The following is a 23,624-nucleotide window of genomic DNA, read 5'->3' on the forward strand; positions in this document are numbered from 1 at the left end:
CCAGGCTATTTCCTGTTAGGAATCTCTATATAAAATGCAGCGCCATTTCGTTCATTAACTGCCCAAACCTTGGCATCATGTAAATCCGCAATCCGTTTTACAATGCTAAGTCCAATTCCAAATTCCCCTCTTTTCCCTTTTTGAAAAGGCTCAAAAAGCTGTTCCAACATATCGTCATCAATCTGAGGTCCATCGTTCCATATTGATAAACGGAGGTTAGAGTGATCTTTCTTTATTGAAATGGAAATGACTTGATCTGCATACCTTAACGAATTTTCAAAAAGGTTTTCCAAAAGCTTTTCCCATTGTTCCGAATCACCAACAATCATCTCTTCTTCTAATGAGAGCTTCCAATTTAATTCTGGCTTTGCCCACTTTATTCGTTCAACTTCTTCGCGAATAAGAGTATCAATGCGAAATTCACTTTTTCTTGGCTTCCTGGTAGATAAAAAGTCAAGCTTTGTTAAATAAAGCAAATCCTTTATTTTCTTCTCAAGCTTTTCTGACTCATCTTCAATGACATCCATCGTACTTGAAAGATCACCCTTTGGAAAGATTCCGTCATTCACAGACCTTGCATACCCTCTGATAACCATGACAGGTGTTTTTAAATCATGAGAGATATTTTGGAGCAGAGTCTGCTGTGCTTCATCCTTTCTCACTAAATGCTGACGCATTTTTTCAATGGTTTGTCCCAACTTCCCAATTTCATCTTTGCGGTCAACTTCAACAGGCTCATGCCATTCTTGATCAGCGATATTTTTTACGTGTTTTTCAAGCTTCACAATCGGTTTTGATAAATAGCGTGCTAACCATATTGAGGGAATCCAGCTAAATAAAAAGACGATCCCCATTACAATCATTAATCTCTTATATAGAGTAAAGACAAGATCATTTCGATAGGAATCCCAAGAGTAAGAAAGGAGGTAGCTAGGTTCCCCATTTACAGAAATTTTGCGTATAACATAAAACAGTGTTTGGTTTTTTAAGTTTTTCTCGTACTGATAAACTGATGTTTTTTGATTAGCTGCTAATTCTTGTGTTTGTCTAAGAAAATCAACTGGCAGGTCAATTTCATTTTTATAAAAGTAAAAAGATCGTTGAATCGGAAGGAATAAGTGGGTAACAGAACGATCGTTTTGTTTTTCAATTCCAAGAGTATTATCAAGATTTCCGTACTCCATTACCACAAGCTGTTCATTTTCAATCGTTTTATAAATTTCTTTTGTGAAAAATCCTCTTAATGTAGTGGGAAATAATATAACTAATAATAGTGATATCACAAGCAGAATGCCTGAGAAAACAATCCAGATTTGAAAGGTTAACGGTTTGTTTCTCATCCCTTTAACATCCTGTATCCAAAGCCGTAGATCGTTTCTAATTTAAGTTCCGGCATTTTTTTCCGTAATCTCCTTACCAAATCATCAACGACCCGATCTGTTCCAAAGTAATCTTCTCCCCACAGATTTGTTAATATTTGTTCTCTGGAAAAAGCCTGCCCTTTGTTATGAAGGAAAAGCTGAAGAAGATCAAATTCCTTTGAAGTAAGATTAACTTCTTCTCCATTAAAATAAACGATACGGACTTGTTCATCTATTTCATATGGATCGAGTTGTATTAAGTGGCTTTGAGTACTTGTTTCCTCTACATAGGTTCTTGAAAGCAGTTTTTGAGCACGAATCACTAGTTCTCTTGGAAGAAATGGTTTTGAAATGTAATCATCACTTCCCAGCTCTAACCCTAAAACACGGTCAATATCTGCATCCCTTGCTGAAATAAAAATAACAGGAACATCAGGTGTAGCAGCCTTAATTTCTCTAATTAATTGATAACCATCAACATCAGGCAGCATGATATCTAAAATCCATAATTGTGGTGGAGTGTTTATTAATTTTCTGGCTTCAGAGCCTGTCAGGCACGACGTAACAGACCAACTTTCTTTTTTTAAGTACATTGTCAGTAATTCATTTAAATTTTGTTCATCTTCGACTAGATAGACGTTGTAACTCATTGTTTCACTTCCTCTCAACGCTATTATACAATCTTCACTCTTTCTCGTTCACTATTTTCACAATTTCCCATAATTCTCTCATTATTATCCCAAACTCTTTTCATATACTTAAGCTAATCAAATAGCAAGTAAATAAAGTTGATTCCAAAAAGGAGATCTGAAAACAATGAGAGCTATAATATTTACAGGAATTTCTCTACTCTTACTTTTAATCGTCATTGGTGGATTTGTAAGTTCACAAGGTGCTTAAATATAAAATTTAAAAAAGAAAACAGGAGGATGTTAACATGGGATATTATGATGAAACTGAAATAACACGCGAACAAAATAAACCACGAAGAAGCTTTAAACCAGTTCTTTCTTCCATCATTAGCGGTGTCGTTGGTGGAGCACTTGTACTGGGTGTAACGACACTTACTAACGATCAACAATCAAGTGTCACAGAAAATAACCCAGCTGTCGAAACAGCTGCACAAAATGAAAGTTCAACCTCTACGGCTAATACGCAAACACTATCAACAGGCTCAAATTCGATTGCTGATATAGTAGACAGCCTTTCACCGGCAATTGTAGGTATTACAAATTTACAAACACAAAAAACTGGAGACATCTTTCAAAACTCTTCAGGTGAAAGTGTTGAAAGTGGAACAGGTTCAGGAGTGATCTTTAAGAAAGAGGGAGACGCAGGTTATATTATTACAAATAACCATGTTATAGAAGGAGCTCAGTCAATCGAAGTCACACTTTATAGTGGAGATAAAGTTGAAGCCGAATTAGTAGGAACAGATGCATTAACAGACATTGCTGTTCTAAAAATAAACGCTGAACATGTGACAGTCGTCGCTGAAATGGGTGACTCTACAGAGCTTCGTACAGGAGAAGATGTAATTGCAATCGGAAATCCATTAGGTGAAGAGTTTACAAGAACTGTCACACAAGGGATTATAAGTGGAGTTGATCGAACTATTGATGTCACAACTTCTGAAGGAAATTGGGCGCTGGATGTTCTGCAAACAGATGCAGCGATAAACCCTGGTAATAGCGGGGGTCCTCTTATCAATATGAGCGGACAGGTTATTGGGATCAATAGCTTAAAGATTACTGAAAGTGGTGTCGAGGGTTTAGGATTTGCTATTCCGAGTAATGATGTGCTACCTATTGCTGAAGAGTTAATGAATAATGGTAAAATTCAACGGCCATTTCTAGGAGTAGGTTTGGTAGAAATGAGTGAAATACCTCAGTATTATTTGCAAGAACAAATGAATCTGCCATCGGATGTAAAAGAAGGCGTGGTCGTTGGAACTGTCTCACCAAACTCTCCGGCTGATGAGGCAGGATTACAACAACAAGATGTGATTGTTTCTATGAATGATCAGGCCATTACGAATGCAAGTGACCTAAGAAAGTTTCTATATACCGAGACGGAAATAGGTGATGAAATAGATGTAACGCTATACCGTGCAGGTAAAAAAGTTACTGTTAAGATCAAGCTAACAACTAGTGAAGCAACAAACGCATAATACTCACATCTTGCAATAGGAAAAGCCATTACTCTTTATATATAATAAAGCTGACATGATGGAATGATCTATCCCCCTTCGGATCATTTCCTGATTGTTAGCTTTTTCGCTTTTTTCAACATGTGAATGAATCATGATGAAAAAAGGGAAGAGTTTGAAAACTAGATAGTGTAAAATGAAAAATGGGTACTAGTTCATGCATACATATCTATTTAACTAGATTCTTATGAAAACTAGGAAGGGGAACACCATGAATAGCATAAAAATAGAGAAAAAGAGAGAGAAACTGGAAATCTTTATAAGAGATAGTGTGTTAATTAAACAACTGTTTGACGAGTCAAAGTCCGAAGCTTATTATGCTATGGATCTAGAAGGGAATTATGTAAAAGCAAATAAAGCATGTGAAAAGATATCGGGATATACTCAGGATGAATTAATTCGTTTCTCTTATAAAGAGCTTATCATTAATAAGCATCTTGATGATGTAGATACAAAGTTCCAGTACTCGATAACAGGAGCTATTCAAAAATACGAATGTACGATTCTATCAAAGAATAACAACAAAGTGGATTTGGAAGTGACAAATTCTCCTGTCATTGTGGATAATGAGATTATCGGTGTATATGGAATAGCAAAGAATATCACTAATTCGAATGAACAAAAAAAGAAGCTAAAGGAAAGTGAACAGCTCCATCGCAGTCTAATAGAGCATTCTCCTGATGGAGTGATCATAGTCCAGGAGCAACGAGTTGTTTTTGCTAACAAAAAAGCTTCGGAGTTACTCGGTGGAAATGATGTTAAAGATATTTTAGGAAAAGATGTAAGCGGATTTTTCCGGGAATATTCAAGCAGGCTTATCAAAAATTTAAGTATGGCTGAAAAAGGGAAGGCATCAGATTTACACGAAGTAAAAATGGTACAACTGAACAATGAAGAAATAGATGTTGAGGTTAAGACTATTCCTACAATATTCTTAGAGGAGCAAGCAGTTTATTTCATTATTAGAGATATTACAGAAAGAAAACTGGCACACGAAATGATGATTAACTCGGAAAAATTAACAGTTGCCGGACAATTGGCAGCGGGTATTGCTCATGAAATTCGTAATCCGATAACAGCAATAAAAGGATTTTTGCAGTTAATGGATAGCGGAAAAAACTATAATCAAGAATTTTTTTCAGTGATTTCTGCTGAAATTAATCGCATGGAACTTATCCTGAGTGAACTATTGGCATTGGCCAAGCCACAATTAGAACGGTATCGTCATATAGAAATTCAAAGTATTTTAAAACATGTTGTTGCCCTTACCAAATCTCAAGCAATTTTACATAATATCCATATAACAACTAAGTTCCATTCAGACCCTTTATTTGTATTATGCGATGAAAATAAACTCAAACAGGTGTTTATTAATTTTATAAAAAATGCAATAGAAGCAATGGAAAATGAAGGGACGATTACACTAACTATTGACCAACACGATGATTATTTTGTTGTGATAAACATTCAAGATCAAGGACCGGGAATACCGAAAGAGATCCTTGGTAAAATAGGCGAACCTTTTTTTACAACAAAAGAAAATGGTACAGGTCTCGGAGTATTGGTTAGTTTTGAAATTGTGAAACATCATAATGGATCTATTAGTATTGATAGTAATTCAAATGGATCAACTATCTCGATTCACCTTCCAATGACCAAGTCTTGTGAATGAATAGTAAAAGAGTGAGGAGAATCTATGGAGATTAAGACGAAACGATTAAATATCAAACCTTGTACAAGAGATTTATATGAAAGCGACGAGGAAGTAAAGCCTCATATCCAACTCTATTTGGAAGAACTCGAATCTGATCAAGATCTTTTTGGGTGGGGAGTGTGGCTTGTATTCTCTCAAACGGATCAACAATTAATTGGGGATATAGGTTTTAAAGGAAAGCCTGTTGATGGTGTTGTAGAGGTTGGATACGGAATTACTCATGACGAACAAAACAAAGGGTATGCTACCGAGGCAGTTGAAGCATTAGTAAACTGGGCTTTTCAAACAGGTAAAGTAAATAAAATCGTGGCGGAATGCTTAAAAACAAACGAGGCATCTATACGTGTATTAGAAAAACTGTTCATGACTAAAGTGGAACAGGACGAACATATGATATATTGGGAAAAACATATTTTTCATTAAGTAAATGGAGGTCCTCATATTGATGATGTGAGGACCTTTTCTGGTCTTAACAACTACTTGGTGGTGTATCATGGTACACTGGCGGCGCTGGTCGTGGGACTGGTTTTGGTGCGTGTGGTTGTGGGTGTTGGACATATTCAAATACACCTTGCCCATCCATACTTGGTCCACTTGCCCAACGGCCCTGTGCACTTTCTTCACCTCTCGATAAATTCATAAATTTATATGAAAATGCCTGTGCTTCCAAATGTATTGGGAATGTACTTGGTACGGTTCGCCCTTCCTTGGCTTCAAGCTCTGCAATAGCTGCTAACCATTGATTTTGATGCATACGATCTCTTGCGATTAAGAATGACAGCATATCTTTAACTCCGCGGTCATCTGTTGCTTCATATAAACGAACAGCTTGTAATCGACCTTGTGACTCAGCATTTAAATTTGCCCTAAAGTCAGCCAATAAATTACCACTTGCAATAATATAACTTCCCATCCATGGCACACCGGTACTATTTACAGGGAGTGCACCGAGTCCTGAAACAATAGCATGCTGTGGATTCATACCACCCAGAACTGACTCAATGACAGGATTTTTGGCAGCCTCTTCTTGATCTTTTAGAGGTGCGTTATCAAGTAATCTGCCAATCATCGTTGCCAGCATTTCTATATGTGCAAGTTCCTCTGTTCCTATATCTAATAACATATCCTTGTACTTTCCTGGACATCTTGTTGCCCAGCCTTGAAATAAGTATTGTAAGGCAACTGATATTTCACCAAATTGACCACCTAAGATTTCCTGAAGCTTTTTGGCATAAACAGCATCCGGACGATCGGGTTTCGCGTTATATTGAAGTTCCTTGATGTGAAAAAACATGAAGAAACCCTCCTTGCTTGTATTGTGTGAACATGGATATATATATTCCTTGATGAAATTGTCCTATTCCTCACTCATTCTCCTTTTACTAATCCTAGCTCAACAAACATACATATAAATGAAGATTGTTGAGAGGAGGAAGAAAATGAAAACTTTTGAGGAAGCTGCAGCTTTTGAACATCAATTTTGGCTACAGGTACTCGGTGACCATGCAAGATTTATTCTAGAATCATTGGTTGTCATGGAAACACAGGATATTGAAAAAGCAAAGAGATTTAGAGAAATATTTGATACTTTATTAAAAAAATCAAGAGAACAATCTAATCTAACAGCCTTAACATTAGAAGCTGAGGAATATGCTAAAGAGTTTCGTGAGTTTAAGCTTTCAATCATAAAAAGACATATTTCAGGGGAAATAAAGATTCATCTAACACCTACTTTTATTAATCATATGGTGAATGAGCTCGAAGAATATTTACTTGTTCTCTCTTATTTAAAAAGAAAGGAAGCACCACCGATCTTTCACGAGCTTCACCATCATTTATTGTGGTTATTAGATGCAGCAGGTCATGCAGGGGCTATTTCCGATGAATTAGATGCAACTGAAAAAAAATTAAAACGGAAAAGTGATAAATATATAAAAGAATTTGAAGAGTTTTATATAAAAGCAGTCGAGTTATCGGGTTACTTACGAACTAATATCGATTCATTTCCTGCGTTAACAAGAATGAACAAAGAAGTTCAGCTTGAAATTGAGTTGTTTAGAGGATTCTTGGCCGAAGTTGAAGAAATGGAGCTGAATAAGGAAATGCTCAGCACGTTTTCACCTTTGATGGCAGATCATATGATGAGAGAGGAATGTTATTACTTAATGAAGGTGGCAGAATCTGCTCAAACTAAAATGCCATCTTGTGATCCAACAAAACCTAGAATATAGAAGAGTAGGAGGACAGTTGTTTAAAAGCTGTCTTCCTACTCTTGAATTCTTAAACAAAATTTAAGATGGCAAAAACTTTAACCCAACAGTCGCGGATATGATCAAAGCAATAAACAAAACGCGTTTCCATTCTGCAGGTTCTTGTAAAAATAAAATACCAAACAGTGCACTACCAGCTGTTCCGATTCCAGTCCAAACAGCATAAGCGGTTCCCATTGAAATCGTTTCTAACGCAAACGTTAACAACAAAAAGCTTGTACCAAACCCTAAGATTAGAAATAGTCCATTTAATAGATTCTTTTTTTCATTGAAACGGGCAATTGCAGCAACACCTGCTACTTCACATAGACCGGCTAAAATTAAGAAAAACCAATCCATCTTAGTTCTCTCCTTTCACAGGCTGACCAGGTTCAGTAGTTACCATTTTCAGGCCGACAACTCCTGTTATAAGGACAGCACATAAAATAAGCTTTAACCAGTTTACCTCATTTGAAAAGAGGACAAGCTCGACAATGACAGTACCAGCAGCTCCTAACCCTGTAAACACTGCATATACAGTACTAATCGGAAGTTTTTTAGTTGCAGTAATTAATAAATAAAAACTAACGAAAATACATATGACGGTACCAGCCCACTCCAAGCCAGTTGTTGCATGCTTTAACCCTGTTACCCAACTAACCTCAAAAAATGTTGATATATAGACAAGAAGCCAATATTTATTCATTTTTGTGTTCTTCCTCCTTTTGAACCGTAATTCCTCTCCAAAAAATGTTCCAGGAAGCAAGAAGTCTTCTTTGAAATCGATCTCTTCCACTATAAAGAAGCTCAATTTGAAGTGAATCAATAAGAGCGATATAGGAAATGGCTACTTCTTCCGCCGATACTTGAAAAGCCGTTCGTTGCGACTCTAAATACTGAAGCAAAAGATGCTCAATACCATCTAAATATTGATACACCTTCTCCATCATTTGCTCATACAAATGGGAAGGAGGAAGAAAAGCGTTTCGCAACAAAAACATGGTGGATGGATGTGTCTCATAGCGTTTGCCATAGTCAGATAAAAACTGAAAAAGCTTGTCATACAATGATAATGTGTGATAACTTGCAAAATAATCTTGTAAATATTGTTTTTCATCTATGATTACTTCTTCAAGTATCGTTAAATATAATTCGTCTTTACCAGCAAAATGTGCATAGATGGATTGTTTTTTTATTCCGACATCTTTGGCAATAGTTGCTAGAGAAGTACCATCATACCCATTTTGTGCAAATTGAATTAAAGCAGCCTTTTTAATTTTTGAAGCAGACATGTTATCAACCTTCCTTACGTTCGTCAGTTTACAGTATATATCCTCTTTCTGTGAGAGTCAATCCTTCAATTACTAGTGGTAAATAAGTAGGGTTAGTTTCAAAATACTGACATTGCTTTTTTCAATTAGGGCTTGTTATTCTATTCAAGAAAGAATAAGAACGATAAAGTATAGGAGTAGCATCATGAAAAAATTCTACCTTAAGTATGTTCTGATTGCTTTCGTCATATGCTCATTTATATTGCCAAAAACCATGGAAGTGGATGCTGCCGCAAACATGGAGAGTAAGAATTTACAGCTTTATAGTGAAGCTGTTGTTCTGATTGATGCTGATTCAGGAAAGGTCCTTTACGAAAAAAATAGTAAAGAGAAGCTTCCGCCGGCAAGTATAACGAAAATTGCTACAGCCATTTATGCAATTGAAAAAGGGAATATAAATGATCTTGTGACTGTTAGTGAGAATGCAAGAAATGTGGATGGAACGAGAGTATATCTGGAAGCGGGTGAACAGGTTCCATTAAAAAAGTTAATCCAAGGCTTAGTTATTAATTCTGGGAATGATGCAGGAGTTGCGATTGCAGAACATCTTAGTGGTTCTGTTGAACAATTTACCGAAGATTTTAATCAATTTTTACAACAAGAAGTGGGGGTAGAAAATACCCATTTCTCAAACCCGCATGGACTTCATGAACCAGATCATTTAACAACAGCAGAGGATATGGCCAAAATTACGCAATATGCTATACAAAATCAAACATTTAGAGACATCTTTCAAACGAGTGAATTGAAGTGGGATGGAGAGAGCTGGGATACAACTCTTATTAATCATCATGAAATGGTACGAGACAAGGAATATGAAGGAATCACAGGTGGAAAAAATGGGTTTGTCCAGGAAGCGGGATTTACTCTTGTCACAACAGCTGAACGAGAGAATATAAGTTTGATTGCTGTAACGCTAAATTCAATGTACAGTCAGCAATCCTACGATGACACGATCTCCTTATTGGATTATGGTTTTGAACACTTTGAAACAGATCTTGTACTAAAAAATGAAAAATTTACAGATGGATTTGATCATTCCTTCCTGGTTACACAAGATACATCGTTTACAAAACGAAAGGGAGAAACGATTGAAAAAGAGGTAAGTCCATCTGGCGAACTTATCGTCAAGGGTGAGGATCACAGGATTATAACAGAAGTAGAACTTGATCAAGTTGAAAATAAAGAGAAAAATGAACAAATGAAAAGTGAGATCGTGACAAATGAAGAGGTGGTAGATCAGAACAAAGAGGAACTCCATTTATCTATCATTGTTCCAACAGCAGTCACCATCGGTTTATTTATTTCACTTCTTTTTTATTTTCAAATTCGAAAAATCTAAAAACTTATTTTGATTCTATATCAAGATTTATCTATAATGGTAAGGAAAGTCTATCACTCGTTAAGAAAGAAGTGTGAACACATGAATTTGGGATTCGGAGAAATCTTACTTATCTTGTTTGTCGCATTATTATTATTTGGACCTAAAAAATTACCGGAATTGGGAAAGGCTGCCGGTAAAACACTTAGAGAATTTAAAAATGCAACAAAGGGCCTCATGGATGATGAAGAGCCAGCAAATAAAAAAAGTAATCACTAAATGATATGGACACAGCAGACGATGCTTGTGTCTTTTTTGTTTTGTAAAAATATATCCTAGGAAAAGAATAAAATAAGAAGATTGAATAAGAAAACAATAGATGTAAACGATTAATTGCGTGATTTTGAACAAATATTATCAAAAAATGAACTTTTTCATGCTTTACGATTGATTGGTGAGGGGAGTAAGATTACATTCATAAATAATATGAATCATTAAGTTAGTTGACTACTTATTAAGAAAAGCACGTTTTCAAATAAAAAAAGAATAGATGATCAAAGATCGCTTAATCCTATAAAAATAGGAGCGGGGGACCCATGAAAGTGTCTTAACAGACTTGGGGTGAATCAAACATCTTTATAGATGGTTTGTAGGGCTACTCTTTTGCCCGAATCCGACAGCTAACTCCGCAAGCGTTAAAGGGATGACCATGTGCTTAATGAAAAGACACAGGGACTCACTACCCTTGTGTCTTTTTGGGTTGTTTTGAAACATATGTGTACGCATTGTTTTAAAGAAGACATTAGTAAATGACTACATTATGCATTGAAAGAAGGAATTTTTGTGAAGAAGCAATTTGCAGTATTTGGCTTAGGTCGTTTTGGTGGAAGTCTTGTAAAGGAGTTTCATGAGCTTGGAATTGAGGTTCTTGCGATTGATAAGAGTGAGGAAAAGGTCCAACAGTATGCTGCTTATGCGACACATGCAGTAAGAGCAAATGCCATAGATGAAACCATCTTAAAGCAGCTGGGGGTTCGAAATGTGGACCATGCATTCGTATCATTTGGTGATGATATTGAAGCAAGTATTTTAACATCTCTCATTCTAAAAGATCTCGGTATTCCGCAAGTATGGGCAAAAGCTCAAAATGACTACCATCAGAAGGTATTAGATAAAATTGGTGTAAACCGAGTGATTCATCCTGAGCGGGATATGGCAAAGCGAATTGCCCATCATATTATATCTGAAAAAATGATTGATTATATTGAGTTATCAAGGGAGTACAGTCTTGTAGAAGTCGTTGCGACAAAAAAACTATGTAATAAGACAATTTATGATTTAAATATCCCTTCAAAATATGGTTGCAATATTGTTGGTATTCAAAGAGGAGAAGACATTTGTGTATCACCTTCAGATGATGAACGGATTACAGTAGGTGATGTTTTACTGATAATTGGTAAAAATAAAGATATTATTAATTTTGAAGAGTCAGGTATGTAAAGTGAAAAAATTCATTAAAATGAATCCCTCACAGTTGCTGGTACTTGTTTTTGTTGTGTCGATATCAGTAGGAACATGTGTTTTAAAGTTACCGTTTTCTACTCATGAGGAGATTAAATGGGTAGATGCATTATTCATTAGTACGTCAGCGATGACGGTAACAGGTCTTGCAACAGTAGATCCGGCTACAACCTTTACAACTTTTGGTCAGTTTATCATTGCCGTACTTATTCAAGTTGGCGGCCTTGGAATCATGTCATTTGCCGTGTTAATTTACATGATGGTAGGAAAGAAGATAGGGCTTAAAGAAAGATTGGTTATGCAACATGCTTTAAACCAAACTTCAGTTGGTGGAATTATTAAGCTAGTGAAATACTTGTTTGTATTTTCAATTACGATTGAAATGATTGCGATGATCTTCCTTTCTATTCGGTGGGTCCCGCAATTCGGATGGACTAAGGGGTTGTTTTTTAGCTTTTTTCATTCAATCTCGGCTTTTAACAATGCCGGTTTTGCACTTTGGTCGGATAATCTAATGCAATATGTAGGAGATCCTTTAGTGAATATTGTTATATCAATATTATTTATCATTGGAGGGATTGGTTTTACTGTTTTAGTCGATGTGTGGAAAAAGAGAAAGTTCAAAAAACTATCTCTTCATACTAAATTGATGATTATTGGCACTCTTATTATTAATATTGTTGCAATGCTGTTTATCTTTTGTTTGGAATATAGTAACCCTGAAACACTTGGTCATTTCGCATTAAAAGACAAGCTATGGGCATCTTATTTCCAAGCTGTTTCACCTAGAACGGCCGGATTTAATACAATTGATATTGGAAGCATGGATGAAACAACATTGTTTTTTATCATTATTTTAATGTTTATAGGAGCAGGGAGCGGGTCTACCGGCGGAGGAATAAAATTAACAACAGCCCTAATCATAGCCCTAGCGACTATAAGCTTTTTAAGAGGGAAAAATGATATTGTTATATTAAAAAGAACAATAAATACATCCTTTCTCTTGAAAGCTCTCGCAATTTCAATGATAAGTATCGTATTTGTTATTCTTGGTATTTTGCTATTAAATTTAACAGAAAGAGATGCTTCATTTATTGATATTATGTTTGAAGTGGTATCAGCCTTTGGTACGGTCGGTCTTTCTGCAGGGCTCACAGTGACATTATCATCTGTTGGAAAACAGCTTATTATCTTCATTATGATCTTGGGCAAACTTGGTCCATTAACCTTAATGTTTTCATTAGCAACACCATCAAAAGAAAAAATTCGTTATCCGGAAGAAGATATTTTAACTGGATAAATAAAATAAAGGGGTCTCCAATTCGGAGAGCCCCTTTATAACGTTTATATGCTCGCTAAAAGCAATGAAGCTAAAAGTCCTAAGGAAGCAACGAAGCCTACAACTGCACCACCTTCCTCAAATGCTTCAGGCATCATTGTTGAAGAAACCATCGCAAAAATTCCGCCAGCTGCAAAAGCAGAAATGATTGAAACAATGTGACTTGGTGCATGTTGAAGAAGTGCAAAGCCTAATAAAGAGCTAATGGATGAAAGACACACAACGATTAGCCACATGAGCAATATTTTCTTACGTTTATAGCCATCTTGTTTCAGTCCAACAGTACTTGAAAGACCCTCAGGAAAATTACTAATTAAAACGGCAATAACCATTAAGTAGCTAACCGTTCCCTGTTCAAGTAAACTTACTCCAATAATTATCGACTCCGGAACGGCGTCAATAATTGTCCCGATAAAGATTGATAAACCGGAATGATTTTCAGATCGCTTTTTTGATCGCTTTCGTTCACTTCCTCCTTTTTTTGAAATAATGGCCTCAGAAAAAGTGAAAACTAAGGCTCCTGAAAGAAATCCAAGTGATGTTGCCCATAAACCACCTTCATTTACCGCTTCTGTCAACAATTCAAATGAAGCAGCTCCTATTAATACACCTGTTCCAAATGACATAATCAATCCGGTTATCTTCTTAGGAAGATTGGTGTAAAGCCCTACCAATGCGCCAAAGAAGATAGGTGATCCGGCAAAAGCACCCCAAAAAGCTGCCTGAAGCAAGATAGCTCATCTCCCATTTATGTTTTAAGATATAGCTATTTTCCCCTTTTTTAATTAAGAAAAAACAAAAAGTTAAACAAATAAAAAGACGGCCAACATTGTTAGCCGCCTTTTTAACTTATTCAGCAATCAATTTGTTTTCAATATCATCTAAAAGTAAGTTAGCTGCAATAACCCCACCAGCAGTATTCCAAATTGCATCATCAACTTTATATGCTTTTTCCGCTTTCACTACTTCTAGGTTTTTCCATAGAGAATCGTTTGTCCATTCTTCTTCCGTTTTAGTTGCTTCAGTATCACCAGGTGGTGCGTAAGTGAAGTAGAATAGAATATCAGCATCTAATTGAGGAATAATTTCTTTGCCAACTTCACGCACAAATAAATCATCTGGATTATCCTTAAATAACTCTTGAACCGAACTTGAATGTTTTAATCCAAGCTTGTCAAAAATGACTCCAGAAAATGTATCAGTATAATAAACTCTTGTCATACCTGCCATAAAGCGTACAACAGAAACTTCCTGATTTACTTTATCGCCAAGTGAATCCTTCAAAGATGTAATTCTTGATTCAAAATCAGTAATGACATTTTTGCCTTCTTCTTCACGATTTAGTGCTTTGGCATATAAATTAAAGTTTTCCTGCCAGTCACCTCTTAGTGTCTCAGAGAAAACAGTTGGTGCAATAGCCTTTAGTTGTTCGTATACTTTTTCTTGACGCATTTTGTTGCCGATAATTAAATCAGGTTTTAGTGCAGCAATGGCTTCCACGTTTACTTCACTCTCAGTACCAACCACTTCAACATCAGTCATCTGATCTGAAATATGATCATACCAAGGCTCACCAAGCCAAGATTGAACAGCCCCAACAGGAGTTACTCCCATTGCCAGAAGGGCTTCTGTACCTTCATTCGTTAAGATGACTACTTTTTCTGGAGTACCAGTAATTTCAGTAGTACCCATAGCATGTTCAACTGTATATGTTTCTTCTGCAGGTGTATCACTTGCATCTTTAGCACCTTCAGAATCAGTTGTTTCTTCATTGTTATTCCCACATGCAGCAAGAATAAGAAGAGTGAAGCTTAGTAAAAATAATGATAACCATGATTTTTTGTATGTATTGCTCATGTTTTGACCTCCATTGTTGATAATGATTTTCATTTACATACTGAATGATAAGGTGAAGTTAAAGTGTTGTCAATAGTTAAATGAAAATGATTTTCAAAATCATCTATATTTGATAATATAAAAAGGAAGTATGGATAGTTGCAAGGAGAAAATATGAAATTAAAATCAAATTATCAAAAATCAATTGGTCTTATTTTAGGTTTATTATTACTCTTGCTATTAATGTGTGGAAGTCTTGTATTTGGATATGCAGATACGAATTTAAAGACTGTTTATGACGCATTTACAAGCTTTAATGGCACAAATGAACATATTATTGTCTACGAGGTACGGTTGCCAAGAGCTTTAATAGGTGCTACGGTAGGAGCCAGTTTAGCTTTGGCAGGGGCCATTATGCAGGCACTAACAAAGAATCCTCTGGCATCACCAAGTGTGTTTGGCATTAACGCCGGAGCTGGATTTTTTATCGTTGTTGCGGTTACTTTCTTTTATGTTAACTCTTACCAGGGATTTACACTTATTGCATTTGCAGGAGCTGCCTTTTCAGCGTTTATTGTTTATTTTGTAGGTTCTTTTGGACGGGAAGGTCTAACACCTATGAAGCTAACATTAGCAGGAGCAGCAATGGCTGCACTCTTTTCATCTTTAACACAAGGGTTATTAGTTGTTAATGAAGCTGCATTAGATCAAGTTCTTTTTTGGTTAGCAGGCTCTATACAAGGGAGAAAGCTAGAAAGCTTATTTACCGTTCTTCCATATATTTTACCTGCCATCATGATTAGCTTGATTCTTTCTCAAAAGATAAATGTATTAACAATGGGGGAAGATGTAGCAAAAGGTTTGGGGCAAAGAACCGGCTTTGTAAAGTTAACAGGTGCTTTACTTGTGATTATTTTAGGGGGAGGGGCTGTAGCAGTAGCTGGTCCAATTGCGTTTATTGGGATCGTGATTCCCCATTTTGCAAGGTATATAGCAGGAAATGATTATCGCTGGATATTTCCATATTGTGTTGTTCTCGGAGGCTCTTTACTTGTGTTTGCTGATATTCTAGCTAGATATATTGTTATGCCGGAAGAGATTCCAGTTGGTGTCATGACTGCTTTTATAGGAACTCCCTTTTTTATTTACATTGCTCGCAGGGGGTTTAATCAATCATGAAAAAATATTATAAGCTTCGCTTTGGTTTAAATCAATTCTCATTCTTAATTGATAAAAAAGCTTTTGCTGTTTCTGTTATTCTCCTTGCCGTTACATGTATTGTATTTTTGACGAGTACAGGGGTTGGTGAAGTACTCATTCATCCACTTAATGTGCTAAAGACCTTAATTGGATATGGGGACGATATGGAAAATTTATTTATCTTTTCGTTTCGGCTGCCCAGAATTATGGTTGCTTTACTAGTAGGAATTAGTTTAGCGGTTGCAGGAGCTATTTTACAAGGATTAATTCGGAACCCTCTAGCTTCGCCTGATATTATCGGAATAACAGGGGGAGGATCTGTTGGGGTTGTCTTATTTCTTATGCTGTTCAGTGATCAAAATAATTCGCTTATTGTAAGTATTAAATGGATGCCTGTAGCAGCATTCATAGGTGCCGCAATCGTCGGGATTCTTGTTTATTTGTTATCATGGAAAAATGGAGCCTCTTCTATTAGGCTTGTGTTAATTGGGATTGGTTTATCAATGCTTGCTCAATCTTTGACAACATTATTTATGGTAAAAGGTCCGATTTATCAAGCCTCACAAGCAAACGTATGGATTACTGGAACGGTATATGGCGCAACATGGGAGCATGTTCGAATTCTGTCACCCGTTGTTGTTATCTTACTAATAATAACCATCATTTCAATTCGGAATGTTAATATTCAAGAGCTTGGAGATGAGCTGGCAACAGGGGTAGGAAGTGCTGTTCAACGAAATCGTTTTTTATTATTACTGTTAAGTACAGCTCTAACAGGTAGCGCAGTTGCCTTTGCAGGTGTTATTGGTTTTGTGGGATTAATGGCTCCCCATATAGGAAGAAGACTTGTTGGATCATCATTCGGAGCCCTCCTTCCAGTATCTGCATTAATCGGAGCGATTCTTGTTATGTTGGCTGATCTATTAGGAAGAATATTATTTTCTCCTTTAGAGGTTCCGGCAGGAGTATTTACTGCAGCAATTGGAGCACCGTATTTTATTTATTTGTTATACAAAACTAGAAACAATTAACAATAGACCATACAAAAAGGAGTGATTTTAAAATGACAGCCATAGAAACAAGTGCTCTAACACTTTCATACGGAGATACGATTATTATAAATGAGCTTGATGTGAAAATTCCTAAAGGTGAAATTACCGTTTTTATCGGTAGTAATGGTTGTGGAAAATCAACTTTGCTTAGGTCTATTGCGAGACTGTTAAAGCCAAAGGAAGGAACTGTTTTACTGGAAGGTAATGCAATAGCAAAATTATCAACAAAAGAAGTAGCCAAGCAGCTTGCTATTCTTCCTCAAGGTCCAACAGCACCAGAGGGATTAACAGTCCTGCAGCTCGTAAAACAAGGACGCTATCCATATCAAAGCTGGTTGAAGCAATGGTCTGAAGAAGACGAAGAAGCAGTTAACAGTGCTTTAGAAGCAACTGGTTTACAGGAGCTAGCCGAGAGACCGGTTGATTCATTATCAGGTGGGCAACGACAGCGTGCATGGATTGCTATGACTTTGGCACAAAAAACAGATATTATTTTGTTGGATGAACCGACAACTTATTTAGATATGACACATCAAATTGAAATACTAGATCTGCTTTTTGAATTAAATGAGCGGGAAAATCGTACAATTGTTATGGTGCTTCATGATCTGAATTTAGCCTGTCGTTATGCTCATAATTTAGTAGCATTAAAAGATAAAAAGGTTTTTGCACAAGGAAAACCTGAAGAAGTGATCAATTGTAGTTTAGTGCAAAATGTTTTTGAGATGAACTGTGAGGTCACAGTTGATCCCATTTTTGGAACTCCGCTTTGTATCCCTCACGGAAAAGGGCGATGTATTGTAAAGGAAGTTGGCTCATTAAATGGATGAATTATCCAAAGTAGAAAAAAAAATATTAGAAAAATATCGATTATCTTTAAAAGAGACTTCACCAAAGGATATGGTCAGAGGTTCTGACTTATTAAATGAAGACCGGTTGATAAGATTATTCACTGATAATTTACAAATAAAATACAACACAGATAAACAGCAGGTATTAGGTTCAATGCTTGTAAAGAGTTATGCCTTTTTAGCTGCACTTGTTTTATATAGTATGAGTGTATTTAATAAAGGAATAAATAGTTCCATTGACAACCTTTTTTTATACACAGAGGAAGAGGATCCATTTTGGTTACCGAGTTTCCATTTTGTAAACTCGGAAGTCACCACTCCGGCTTCGAATCGAAATGAATGGCGTGATGAAGTTTTAGAGGTTTTATTTAATCAAAATATTGCCCTTATGATTACAACTATTTCGAAAGTATCGCGTGTTGCAAAGGTTATTTTATGGGAGAATGTAGCACTCTATATTTTTTGGATGTACGAGTCTACATTAGAAGACAAGGACTTAACGGAAGAAACTAAAGCGAGAATACGTGATGATTTTTCATATGTTGTAATGGAGGCAGCTCCTTATCTTTTTGGAGTAAAAGCGAAAAACCCACTTGCCCCATTTTTCCATGAAAAACATAATGATGTACGAAAAAGATCAACTTGCTGTTTATTTTATCTTACATCAAAAAATAATGATCGATGTAATACGTGTCCAATTGAATGCATAAGTCCGAATTAGGAGGTGTTCATGAATGGATCAAAAGTTAAAAGATCAATTTGAAGCGCTCTTAAAGAAGTATACCGAATTGCTGTTAGGAGATTCTTCTGATGAATTGAAGGAAAAAGTAATAATGTGGGCTCTTTATTCACATATATCAAAGTCAATGCCACCACTCACCAAACATTGGAATGCATCATATCCAGATGCAAAAGAGAATCTGAAAGTCATTATCAATGAGATAAAGGTTTTAAATGAAAAACATAGGGAAACAAAAAATCAATAAAAGTAAAGGGACTGTTTTTTGAACAGTCCCTTTACTTTTATTGGATCTTTCCGTAAGGCGATTCTTGTTGAATAGACGAAGAAAATTTTTGATAAGACTGCTGAAGCTTTTGTGTATCAGCTGCTTCAAGAGTATACCATCCGTTTTGAAACATGAAGTTATATAGATCTCTTTGAGCTTGCTGTGTTTCAGTTAGAATTGATTGCACGTCTTGATAAAGATTTTGATGACTTGCTTCATTTAAAGCAGTTGAATATGCGGTCGTTAAATATTTTTCAGTTGCTAAAAGATCATTTGCAAAGTCACGATCATTCATTTGTGGCCCCTGTTGAACCGGTGTCATTGAAGCACTTTTTATTTGATCCATCTTGTGTGCTACCTCCTATTGAAGTTGTGAACTCTGTGAAGATTGCTGTTGGGTTTGTAAGTGCCCTAAGATTTTCTGATAGTGTTGTTCATGCATTTGACCGACTTTTTCCAATTGCGTTTTTACTTGTTGATTTTGGCATTGAGAAGCAAAAAAATGAGCTTTTTTCATTGCTAAAAGGTTCCAGGAAAGCATATCTGTAAGGTAAAGCTGATCCTTTGTCGTCACAACATTTGGTGGTTGTTGCATCATACCAGGTTGAGTTTGTTGTTGAAAATTTTGCTGTTGCATGTTAATCCTCCTCACAATTCTTTCTTGTCTATGATTACACATTCCCAGTAGCCCTATACAAGACACTTGTGGTTTTGAACAGTTTTATTCATCAAACATATAGTAGGAATAAGACGAATACAGATTTGATAAAGATACAGAATTGAATGCGTTTTCTTTCATTGTGCTTTTCTTCGGTATAAGGATGAAAGGGAGGCGGTTTAAGATGGAAAAACTTTTACGGAACTCTTTTATGTTTTTATCCAGAAATAAGATGATGACGAAGTTAGCCAAAAAATACGGCTTGCGTTTTGGAGCAGCTAGATTTGTTGCCGGTAATACGATTGATGTTGCAAAAGATGTGATTAAACAATTAAATAATAAAGGTCTTGACGTAACATTAGATTATTTAGGTGAATTTATTATTGATGAAAACGAAGCTGAGGAAACAGCCAATCATTGTATAAAAGCGATTGAGATCATTGGTAATGAGCGATTAAAATCACAAGTTTCCATAAAATTAACATCGATGGGCTTAGATATTTCTGAAGAGGTCGTCTTATCGAATATGTGCCGCATCTTGGCAAAAGCGAAAAAACATGGTGTTTTTATTACCATTGATATGGAAGATTATTCAAGGTGTGAAAAAACATTGAAGATTTTTAAAAAACTTAGATCTGAATATGACAATGTTGGCACAGTCCTTCAAGCTTATTTGTATCGAACGGTAGAAGATGTTGAAGATTTAGGTACTTATCAGGCAAACTTGAGACTTGTAAAGGGTGCATATAAGGAATCGGCAGATGTTGCATTTCCAGATAAAAAAGATGTAGATATGAATTTTAAAAAGATCATTAAAATGCATCTACTTAATGGCCACTATACTGCTATTGCAACACATGACGACCAGATAATTGAATATACCAAACAAATAGTAAACAAATATAGTATTCCAAAGACTCAATTTGAATTTCAAATGCTCTATGGAATTCGGCCTGAAAAACAATTGGAAATTGTTAATGAAGAATATAAGATGAGGGTATATGTTCCTTATGGGACAGATTGGTACGGATATTTCATGAGAAGAATGGCGGAAAGACCTGCAAATGTTGCTTTTGTGATAAAAGGAATGATCAAGCGATAAAGATGACAAAGTTGAAAAAAGGGATTGACTGCCTCTAGGGTCTAGCCACAAAGGAATTGAAGACAAAGAACGTCTTCTATTCCTTTGCGTCTTATTTGCCCTAGGCTGATCAAGGCGCTTACGCTTTTCTAATATTACATATCGTCGCTACCCATATTATGCTGTTTGTATTGTTGATTTTGACTAGTGCGTTTCCCGCCGCCAGCTTTTTCGTTAGTAGGACCCGCATTCCCCTTTACGCTTGCAGCACTAACACCGGCTTTTGAAGGAGACTTTTTTAATCTTGCCATTTTATATCACCTCCTAGAGATTAACTTGTCCAATGATTGATTTGATTATTTAGGAAAAATTGTGATAAATCTATTGAAGTCATGATGTAAATCTTTTATATTTATAATAAAGAAACTCATTCGTAAGGGGTCATTTTTTTTGAAAAGAAAATGAATGAGTATTCATTCAAATAAAGGGGGAGAATATATGGTCAAGCGTATAAAAAGAGCGGCAGTCTTAGGATCAGGGGTAATGGGCTCTGGAATCGCAGCACATTTAGCAAATATCGGCATCCCTGTTTTACTGTTAGATATTGTGCCTCGAGAATTAAATGAAGAAGAAATAAAAAAAGGTCTCACACTTGAAGATAAAGCTGTTCGAAATCGTCTTGTACAAACAGCTGTACAAAAGCTTCTTAAACAAAAGCCGGCACCACTTACAGATAAGAGTAATCTGGACCGTATTGAGGTAGGTAACTTTGAAGATGACATGCATCTTCTTAATGAGGCAGATTGGATTATTGAGGTTGTTGTCGAAAATTTAACTGTAAAGAAAAAGGTCTTTGCTCTTGTAGACCAATATAGAAAACCCGGAAGTATCATCAGTTCAAATACATCAGGTATTTCTGTAGAGGCTATGGCAGAAGGACGTTCAGAGGACTTCCGAAAGCACTTTTTAGGTACGCATTTTTTCAACCCCCCTAGATACTTAAAGCTTTTAGAAGTGATTCCAACAAAAGACACTGATCAGGAAGTCCTGGCATTCATAAAATCATTCGGCGAAGATGTCCTTGGTAAAGGTGTTGTTGAAGCAAAAGACACACCAAACTTTATTGCAAACAGAATTGGTACTTACGGGTTATTAGTAACCGTGCAGGAAATGATGAAGGGCGGATATCGTGTTGGTGAAGTCGATTCTATAACAGGTCCCCTTATCGGCAGACCGAAGAGTGCAACATTCCGAACCCTTGATGTCGTAGGTCTTGATACTTTTGCACACGTCGCAAAAAATGTATATGAACTCGTAGATGGAGAAGAAAAAGAAGTATTTGATATTCCTGTATTTATGCAAAAAATGCTTGATAATAAGTGGCTTGGCAGTAAAAGCGGCCAAGGTTTTTATAAAAAGGCAGGAAAAGACATTCTTGAATTAAATCCCGAAACATTCCAATATGAAGAACGGAAAAAATTGCTGGCACCATCTGTTGAACAGGCGAAGCAAGCAAAGGGACTACAAAATAAATTGAAAGCGCTTATATATGCAGAAGACCGTGCAGGAGCTTTATTAAGAGCAATTACAATTCCGACGCTCATATATTCAGCCGAACTTCTAGGTGATATTGCTGATGATATTGTAGCGATTGATCAGGCGATGAAATGGGGCTTTGGTTGGGAATTAGGTCCGTTTGAATTATGGGATGCTATAGGGATTGAAAAGTCGGTTGAGCTAATGGAACAGCAGGGTTCTAAGGTACCAGTCTGGGTTAAGGATATGCTTGACAAAGGCTACGGAACATTTTATCGAAAAGAAAATGGTGTACTATTTTACTATTCTGATGGTGAATACCGACAAGTAAGACGAAATCCAAAGGTGATAGATCTTAAACAATATAAAGAAATTCATGGGGTAATAAAGAAAAACAGTGGTGCAAGCTTAATTGATTTAGGTGATGGTGTTGCTTTATTAGAGTTTCATTCACCAAGTAATGCCATTGGATTTGATATTATTCAAATGATTAATTTCTCAATCGCAGAAGTCGAGAAAAATTACAAAGGACTTGTGATTGGGAATCAAGGGAAGAACTTTTGTGTTGGTGCAAATCTTGGGATGATTTTAATGGAAGCACAAGACGATAACTTGTTTGAAATTGATATGGTCATTAACCAATTTCAGCAAGCCATGATGAAAATAAAATATAGCCAAAAACCTATTGTTGCAGCACCGTTTGGAATGACATTAGGGGGAGGGGCTGAAATATGTCTCCCAGCAAGCAGCATCCAAGCTTCAAGTGAAACATACATGGGGCTAGTGGAAGTTGGAGTTGGATTAATTCCTGGAGGAGGAGGAAATAAAGAGCTTTATATTAAACAGCTAAACAATATGCCTAAAGGTGCTGATTTTGATTTACAGACTGTTGCAAATAAAGTGTTTGAAACAATTGCAATGGCAAAAGTATCATCTTCTGCAGCAGAAGCGAAACAAAATCAATTCTTAAATGAAAATGATCATATAAGTATAAACAGTGACCATCTCATTCATGATGCTAAAAAACGTGTCATTGACCTATATGACGCAGGATACCAACCGCCAATTAGAAAGAAAATTCCTGTAGTAGGTGAAACAGGATATGCTACGTTATTACTCGGTGCACAGTCTATGTACCTTTCAGGCTATATTTCAGAACATGATCTGAAAATCGCTAAAAAGCTGGCTTTTGTGATAGCAGGGGGAAAAGTTCCATTTGGAACAGAGGTTGATGAACAATACTTATTAAATTTAGAAAAAGAAGCGTTCTTAAGTTTAGTAGCGGAAAGAAAATCTCAAGCAAGAATGCAGCATATGCTCGTAAAAGGGAAGCCGCTTAGAAACTAATAAAAGGGAGG

The 23,624-nt window shown here is 36.2% G+C and carries 26 protein-coding genes and 1 riboswitch; of the genes, 15 read left to right on the forward strand and 11 right to left on the reverse strand.

The window, feature by feature from the left end:
* Positions 1–5: 5 nt before the first annotated feature.
* Positions 6–1,340, reverse strand: a complete 1,335-nt coding sequence (locus tag LC095_RS15790; protein WP_226529064.1) for a sensor histidine kinase — start codon at positions 1,338–1,340, stop codon at positions 6–8.
* The gene (locus LC095_RS15795; RefSeq protein WP_226529065.1) at positions 1,337–2,011 is read right to left on the reverse strand and encodes a response regulator transcription factor; all 675 of its coding nucleotides are present in this window, start codon (positions 2,009–2,011) and stop codon (positions 1,337–1,339) included. The genes LC095_RS15790 and LC095_RS15795 overlap by 4 nt, the downstream gene beginning before the upstream one ends.
* Before the next feature lie 287 nt (positions 2,012–2,298).
* Here LC095_RS15795 and LC095_RS15800 point away from each other — a divergent pair, with 287 nt between their 5' ends.
* The 3 genes from LC095_RS15800 (at position 2,299) to LC095_RS15810 (ending at position 5,707) form a co-directional block, all read left to right on the forward strand.
* Complete coding sequence (locus LC095_RS15800; RefSeq protein ID WP_226529066.1) at positions 2,299–3,531, forward strand: S1C family serine protease; 1,233 nt, start codon at positions 2,299–2,301, stop codon at positions 3,529–3,531.
* A gap of 250 nt (positions 3,532–3,781) precedes the next feature.
* The gene (locus LC095_RS15805; protein WP_226529067.1) at positions 3,782–5,242 is read left to right on the forward strand and encodes a PAS domain S-box protein; all 1,461 of its coding nucleotides are present in this window, start codon (positions 3,782–3,784) and stop codon (positions 5,240–5,242) included.
* 24 nt (positions 5,243–5,266) lie between these two features.
* Positions 5,267–5,707 carry a GNAT family N-acetyltransferase gene (locus LC095_RS15810; RefSeq protein ID WP_226529068.1) on the forward strand — a complete coding sequence of 147 codons (441 nt, stop codon included), beginning with the start codon at positions 5,267–5,269 and terminating at the stop codon, positions 5,705–5,707.
* A 46-nt stretch (positions 5,708–5,753) separates the two neighbouring features.
* On the opposite strand, the gene LC095_RS15815 is transcribed toward LC095_RS15810, so the two are convergent.
* Positions 5,754–6,578: a manganese catalase family protein gene (locus tag LC095_RS15815; protein WP_226529069.1), complete on the reverse strand. Its 825-nt coding sequence runs from the start codon at positions 6,576–6,578 to the stop codon at positions 5,754–5,756.
* 145 nt (positions 6,579–6,723) lie between these two features.
* On the opposite strand from LC095_RS15815, the gene LC095_RS15820 reads away from it, so the two are divergent.
* Positions 6,724–7,515: a DUF2935 domain-containing protein gene (locus LC095_RS15820; protein ID WP_226529070.1), complete on the forward strand. Its 792-nt coding sequence runs from the start codon at positions 6,724–6,726 to the stop codon at positions 7,513–7,515.
* A gap of 60 nt (positions 7,516–7,575) precedes the next feature.
* Here LC095_RS15820 and LC095_RS15825 read toward each other — a convergent pair whose 3' ends face one another.
* Genes LC095_RS15825 through LC095_RS15835 form a run of 3 tightly spaced genes read right to left on the reverse strand, consistent with a single transcriptional unit; the run spans position 7,576 to position 8,825 of the window.
* Positions 7,576–7,893 carry a DMT family transporter gene (locus LC095_RS15825; RefSeq protein WP_226529071.1) on the reverse strand — a complete coding sequence of 106 codons (318 nt, stop codon included), beginning with the start codon at positions 7,891–7,893 and terminating at the stop codon, positions 7,576–7,578.
* A 1-nt stretch (position 7,894) separates the two neighbouring features.
* On the reverse strand, positions 7,895–8,239 hold the full coding sequence (locus LC095_RS15830; protein ID WP_226529072.1) for a DMT family transporter: 345 nt from the start codon (positions 8,237–8,239) through the stop codon (positions 7,895–7,897).
* Entirely contained in the window at positions 8,232–8,825 is a 594-nt protein-coding gene (locus tag LC095_RS15835) for a TetR/AcrR family transcriptional regulator (RefSeq protein WP_226529073.1), read from the reverse strand. Before LC095_RS15835 ends, LC095_RS15830 begins: the two co-directional genes overlap by 8 nt.
* 184 nt (positions 8,826–9,009) lie before the next feature.
* Here LC095_RS15835 and LC095_RS15840 point away from each other — a divergent pair, with 184 nt between their 5' ends.
* The 4 genes from LC095_RS15840 to LC095_RS15855 all read left to right on the forward strand — a co-directional run bounded on the left by LC095_RS15840 (position 9,010) and on the right by LC095_RS15855 (position 13,006).
* Complete coding sequence (locus tag LC095_RS15840) at positions 9,010–10,206, forward strand: D-alanyl-D-alanine carboxypeptidase family protein (protein WP_226529074.1); 1,197 nt, start codon at positions 9,010–9,012, stop codon at positions 10,204–10,206.
* A gap of 81 nt (positions 10,207–10,287) precedes the next feature.
* Positions 10,288–10,464 carry a twin-arginine translocase TatA/TatE family subunit gene (gene tatA / locus LC095_RS15845; RefSeq protein WP_078431342.1) on the forward strand — a complete coding sequence of 59 codons (177 nt, stop codon included), beginning with the start codon at positions 10,288–10,290 and terminating at the stop codon, positions 10,462–10,464.
* A 273-nt stretch (positions 10,465–10,737) separates the two neighbouring features.
* Positions 10,738–10,895, forward strand: a riboswitch (cyclic di-AMP (ydaO/yuaA leader).
* A 133-nt stretch (positions 10,896–11,028) separates the two neighbouring features.
* Positions 11,029–11,685 carry a potassium channel family protein gene (locus LC095_RS15850; RefSeq protein ID WP_226529075.1) on the forward strand — a complete coding sequence of 219 codons (657 nt, stop codon included), beginning with the start codon at positions 11,029–11,031 and terminating at the stop codon, positions 11,683–11,685.
* Entirely contained in the window at positions 11,666–13,006 is a 1,341-nt protein-coding gene (locus LC095_RS15855) for a TrkH family potassium uptake protein (RefSeq protein WP_413467492.1), read from the forward strand. Before LC095_RS15850 ends, LC095_RS15855 begins: the two co-directional genes overlap by 20 nt.
* A gap of 44 nt (positions 13,007–13,050) precedes the next feature.
* Here LC095_RS15855 and LC095_RS15860 read toward each other — a convergent pair whose 3' ends face one another.
* A complete protein-coding gene (locus LC095_RS15860; protein ID WP_226529076.1) occupies positions 13,051–13,776 on the reverse strand; it encodes a ZIP family metal transporter in 726 nt (241 codons plus the stop codon).
* Positions 13,777–13,894: 118 nt separating this feature from the next.
* The gene (locus tag LC095_RS15865; RefSeq protein ID WP_226529077.1) at positions 13,895–14,902 is read right to left on the reverse strand and encodes an ABC transporter substrate-binding protein; all 1,008 of its coding nucleotides are present in this window, start codon (positions 14,900–14,902) and stop codon (positions 13,895–13,897) included.
* A gap of 153 nt (positions 14,903–15,055) precedes the next feature.
* Here LC095_RS15865 and LC095_RS15870 point away from each other — a divergent pair, with 153 nt between their 5' ends.
* From LC095_RS15870 to LC095_RS15890, 5 genes are read left to right on the forward strand one after another with little or no spacing between them, the layout of a single operon-like run.
* Positions 15,056–16,060 (forward strand): FecCD family ABC transporter permease, encoded by a 1,005-nt coding sequence (locus LC095_RS15870; RefSeq protein ID WP_226529078.1) that lies wholly within the window; start codon positions 15,056–15,058, stop codon positions 16,058–16,060.
* The gene (locus tag LC095_RS15875) at positions 16,057–17,112 is read left to right on the forward strand and encodes a FecCD family ABC transporter permease (protein WP_226529079.1); all 1,056 of its coding nucleotides are present in this window, start codon (positions 16,057–16,059) and stop codon (positions 17,110–17,112) included. The genes LC095_RS15870 and LC095_RS15875 overlap by 4 nt, the downstream gene beginning before the upstream one ends.
* Before the next feature lie 32 nt (positions 17,113–17,144).
* A complete protein-coding gene (locus LC095_RS15880; RefSeq protein WP_226529080.1) occupies positions 17,145–17,963 on the forward strand; it encodes an ABC transporter ATP-binding protein in 819 nt (272 codons plus the stop codon).
* A complete protein-coding gene (locus LC095_RS15885; RefSeq protein ID WP_226529081.1) occupies positions 17,956–18,705 on the forward strand; it encodes a (2Fe-2S)-binding protein in 750 nt (249 codons plus the stop codon). The genes LC095_RS15880 and LC095_RS15885 overlap by 8 nt, the downstream gene beginning before the upstream one ends.
* 13 nt (positions 18,706–18,718) lie before the next feature.
* The gene (locus LC095_RS15890) at positions 18,719–18,970 is read left to right on the forward strand and encodes a YusU family protein (protein ID WP_226529082.1); all 252 of its coding nucleotides are present in this window, start codon (positions 18,719–18,721) and stop codon (positions 18,968–18,970) included.
* Between the two features lie 37 nt (positions 18,971–19,007).
* Here the strand turns inward: LC095_RS15890 and LC095_RS15895 are convergent, their stop codons facing one another.
* Together LC095_RS15895 and LC095_RS15900 are read right to left on the reverse strand one after the other, a co-directional pair.
* Positions 19,008–19,337: a spore coat protein gene (locus LC095_RS15895; RefSeq protein ID WP_226529083.1), complete on the reverse strand. Its 330-nt coding sequence runs from the start codon at positions 19,335–19,337 to the stop codon at positions 19,008–19,010.
* 15 nt (positions 19,338–19,352) lie between these two features.
* On the reverse strand, positions 19,353–19,628 hold the full coding sequence (locus LC095_RS15900; RefSeq protein ID WP_078431332.1) for a hypothetical protein: 276 nt from the start codon (positions 19,626–19,628) through the stop codon (positions 19,353–19,355).
* A 205-nt stretch (positions 19,629–19,833) separates the two neighbouring features.
* Here LC095_RS15900 and LC095_RS15905 point away from each other — a divergent pair, with 205 nt between their 5' ends.
* Positions 19,834–20,751: a proline dehydrogenase family protein gene (locus LC095_RS15905; protein ID WP_226529084.1), complete on the forward strand. Its 918-nt coding sequence runs from the start codon at positions 19,834–19,836 to the stop codon at positions 20,749–20,751.
* Positions 20,752–20,885: 134 nt separating this feature from the next.
* On the opposite strand, the gene LC095_RS15910 is transcribed toward LC095_RS15905, so the two are convergent.
* A complete protein-coding gene (locus LC095_RS15910) occupies positions 20,886–21,041 on the reverse strand; it encodes a YuzL family protein (RefSeq protein ID WP_078431330.1) in 156 nt (51 codons plus the stop codon).
* Positions 21,042–21,228: 187 nt separating this feature from the next.
* Here LC095_RS15910 and LC095_RS15915 point away from each other — a divergent pair, with 187 nt between their 5' ends.
* Positions 21,229–23,613: a 3-hydroxyacyl-CoA dehydrogenase/enoyl-CoA hydratase family protein gene (locus tag LC095_RS15915; protein WP_226529085.1), complete on the forward strand. Its 2,385-nt coding sequence runs from the start codon at positions 21,229–21,231 to the stop codon at positions 23,611–23,613.
* Positions 23,614–23,624: the final 11 nt, after the last annotated feature.

The organism is Metabacillus niabensis (assembly GCF_020524345.1).
GTDB lineage: Bacteria > Bacillota > Bacilli > Bacillales > Bacillaceae > Metabacillus > Metabacillus niabensis_B.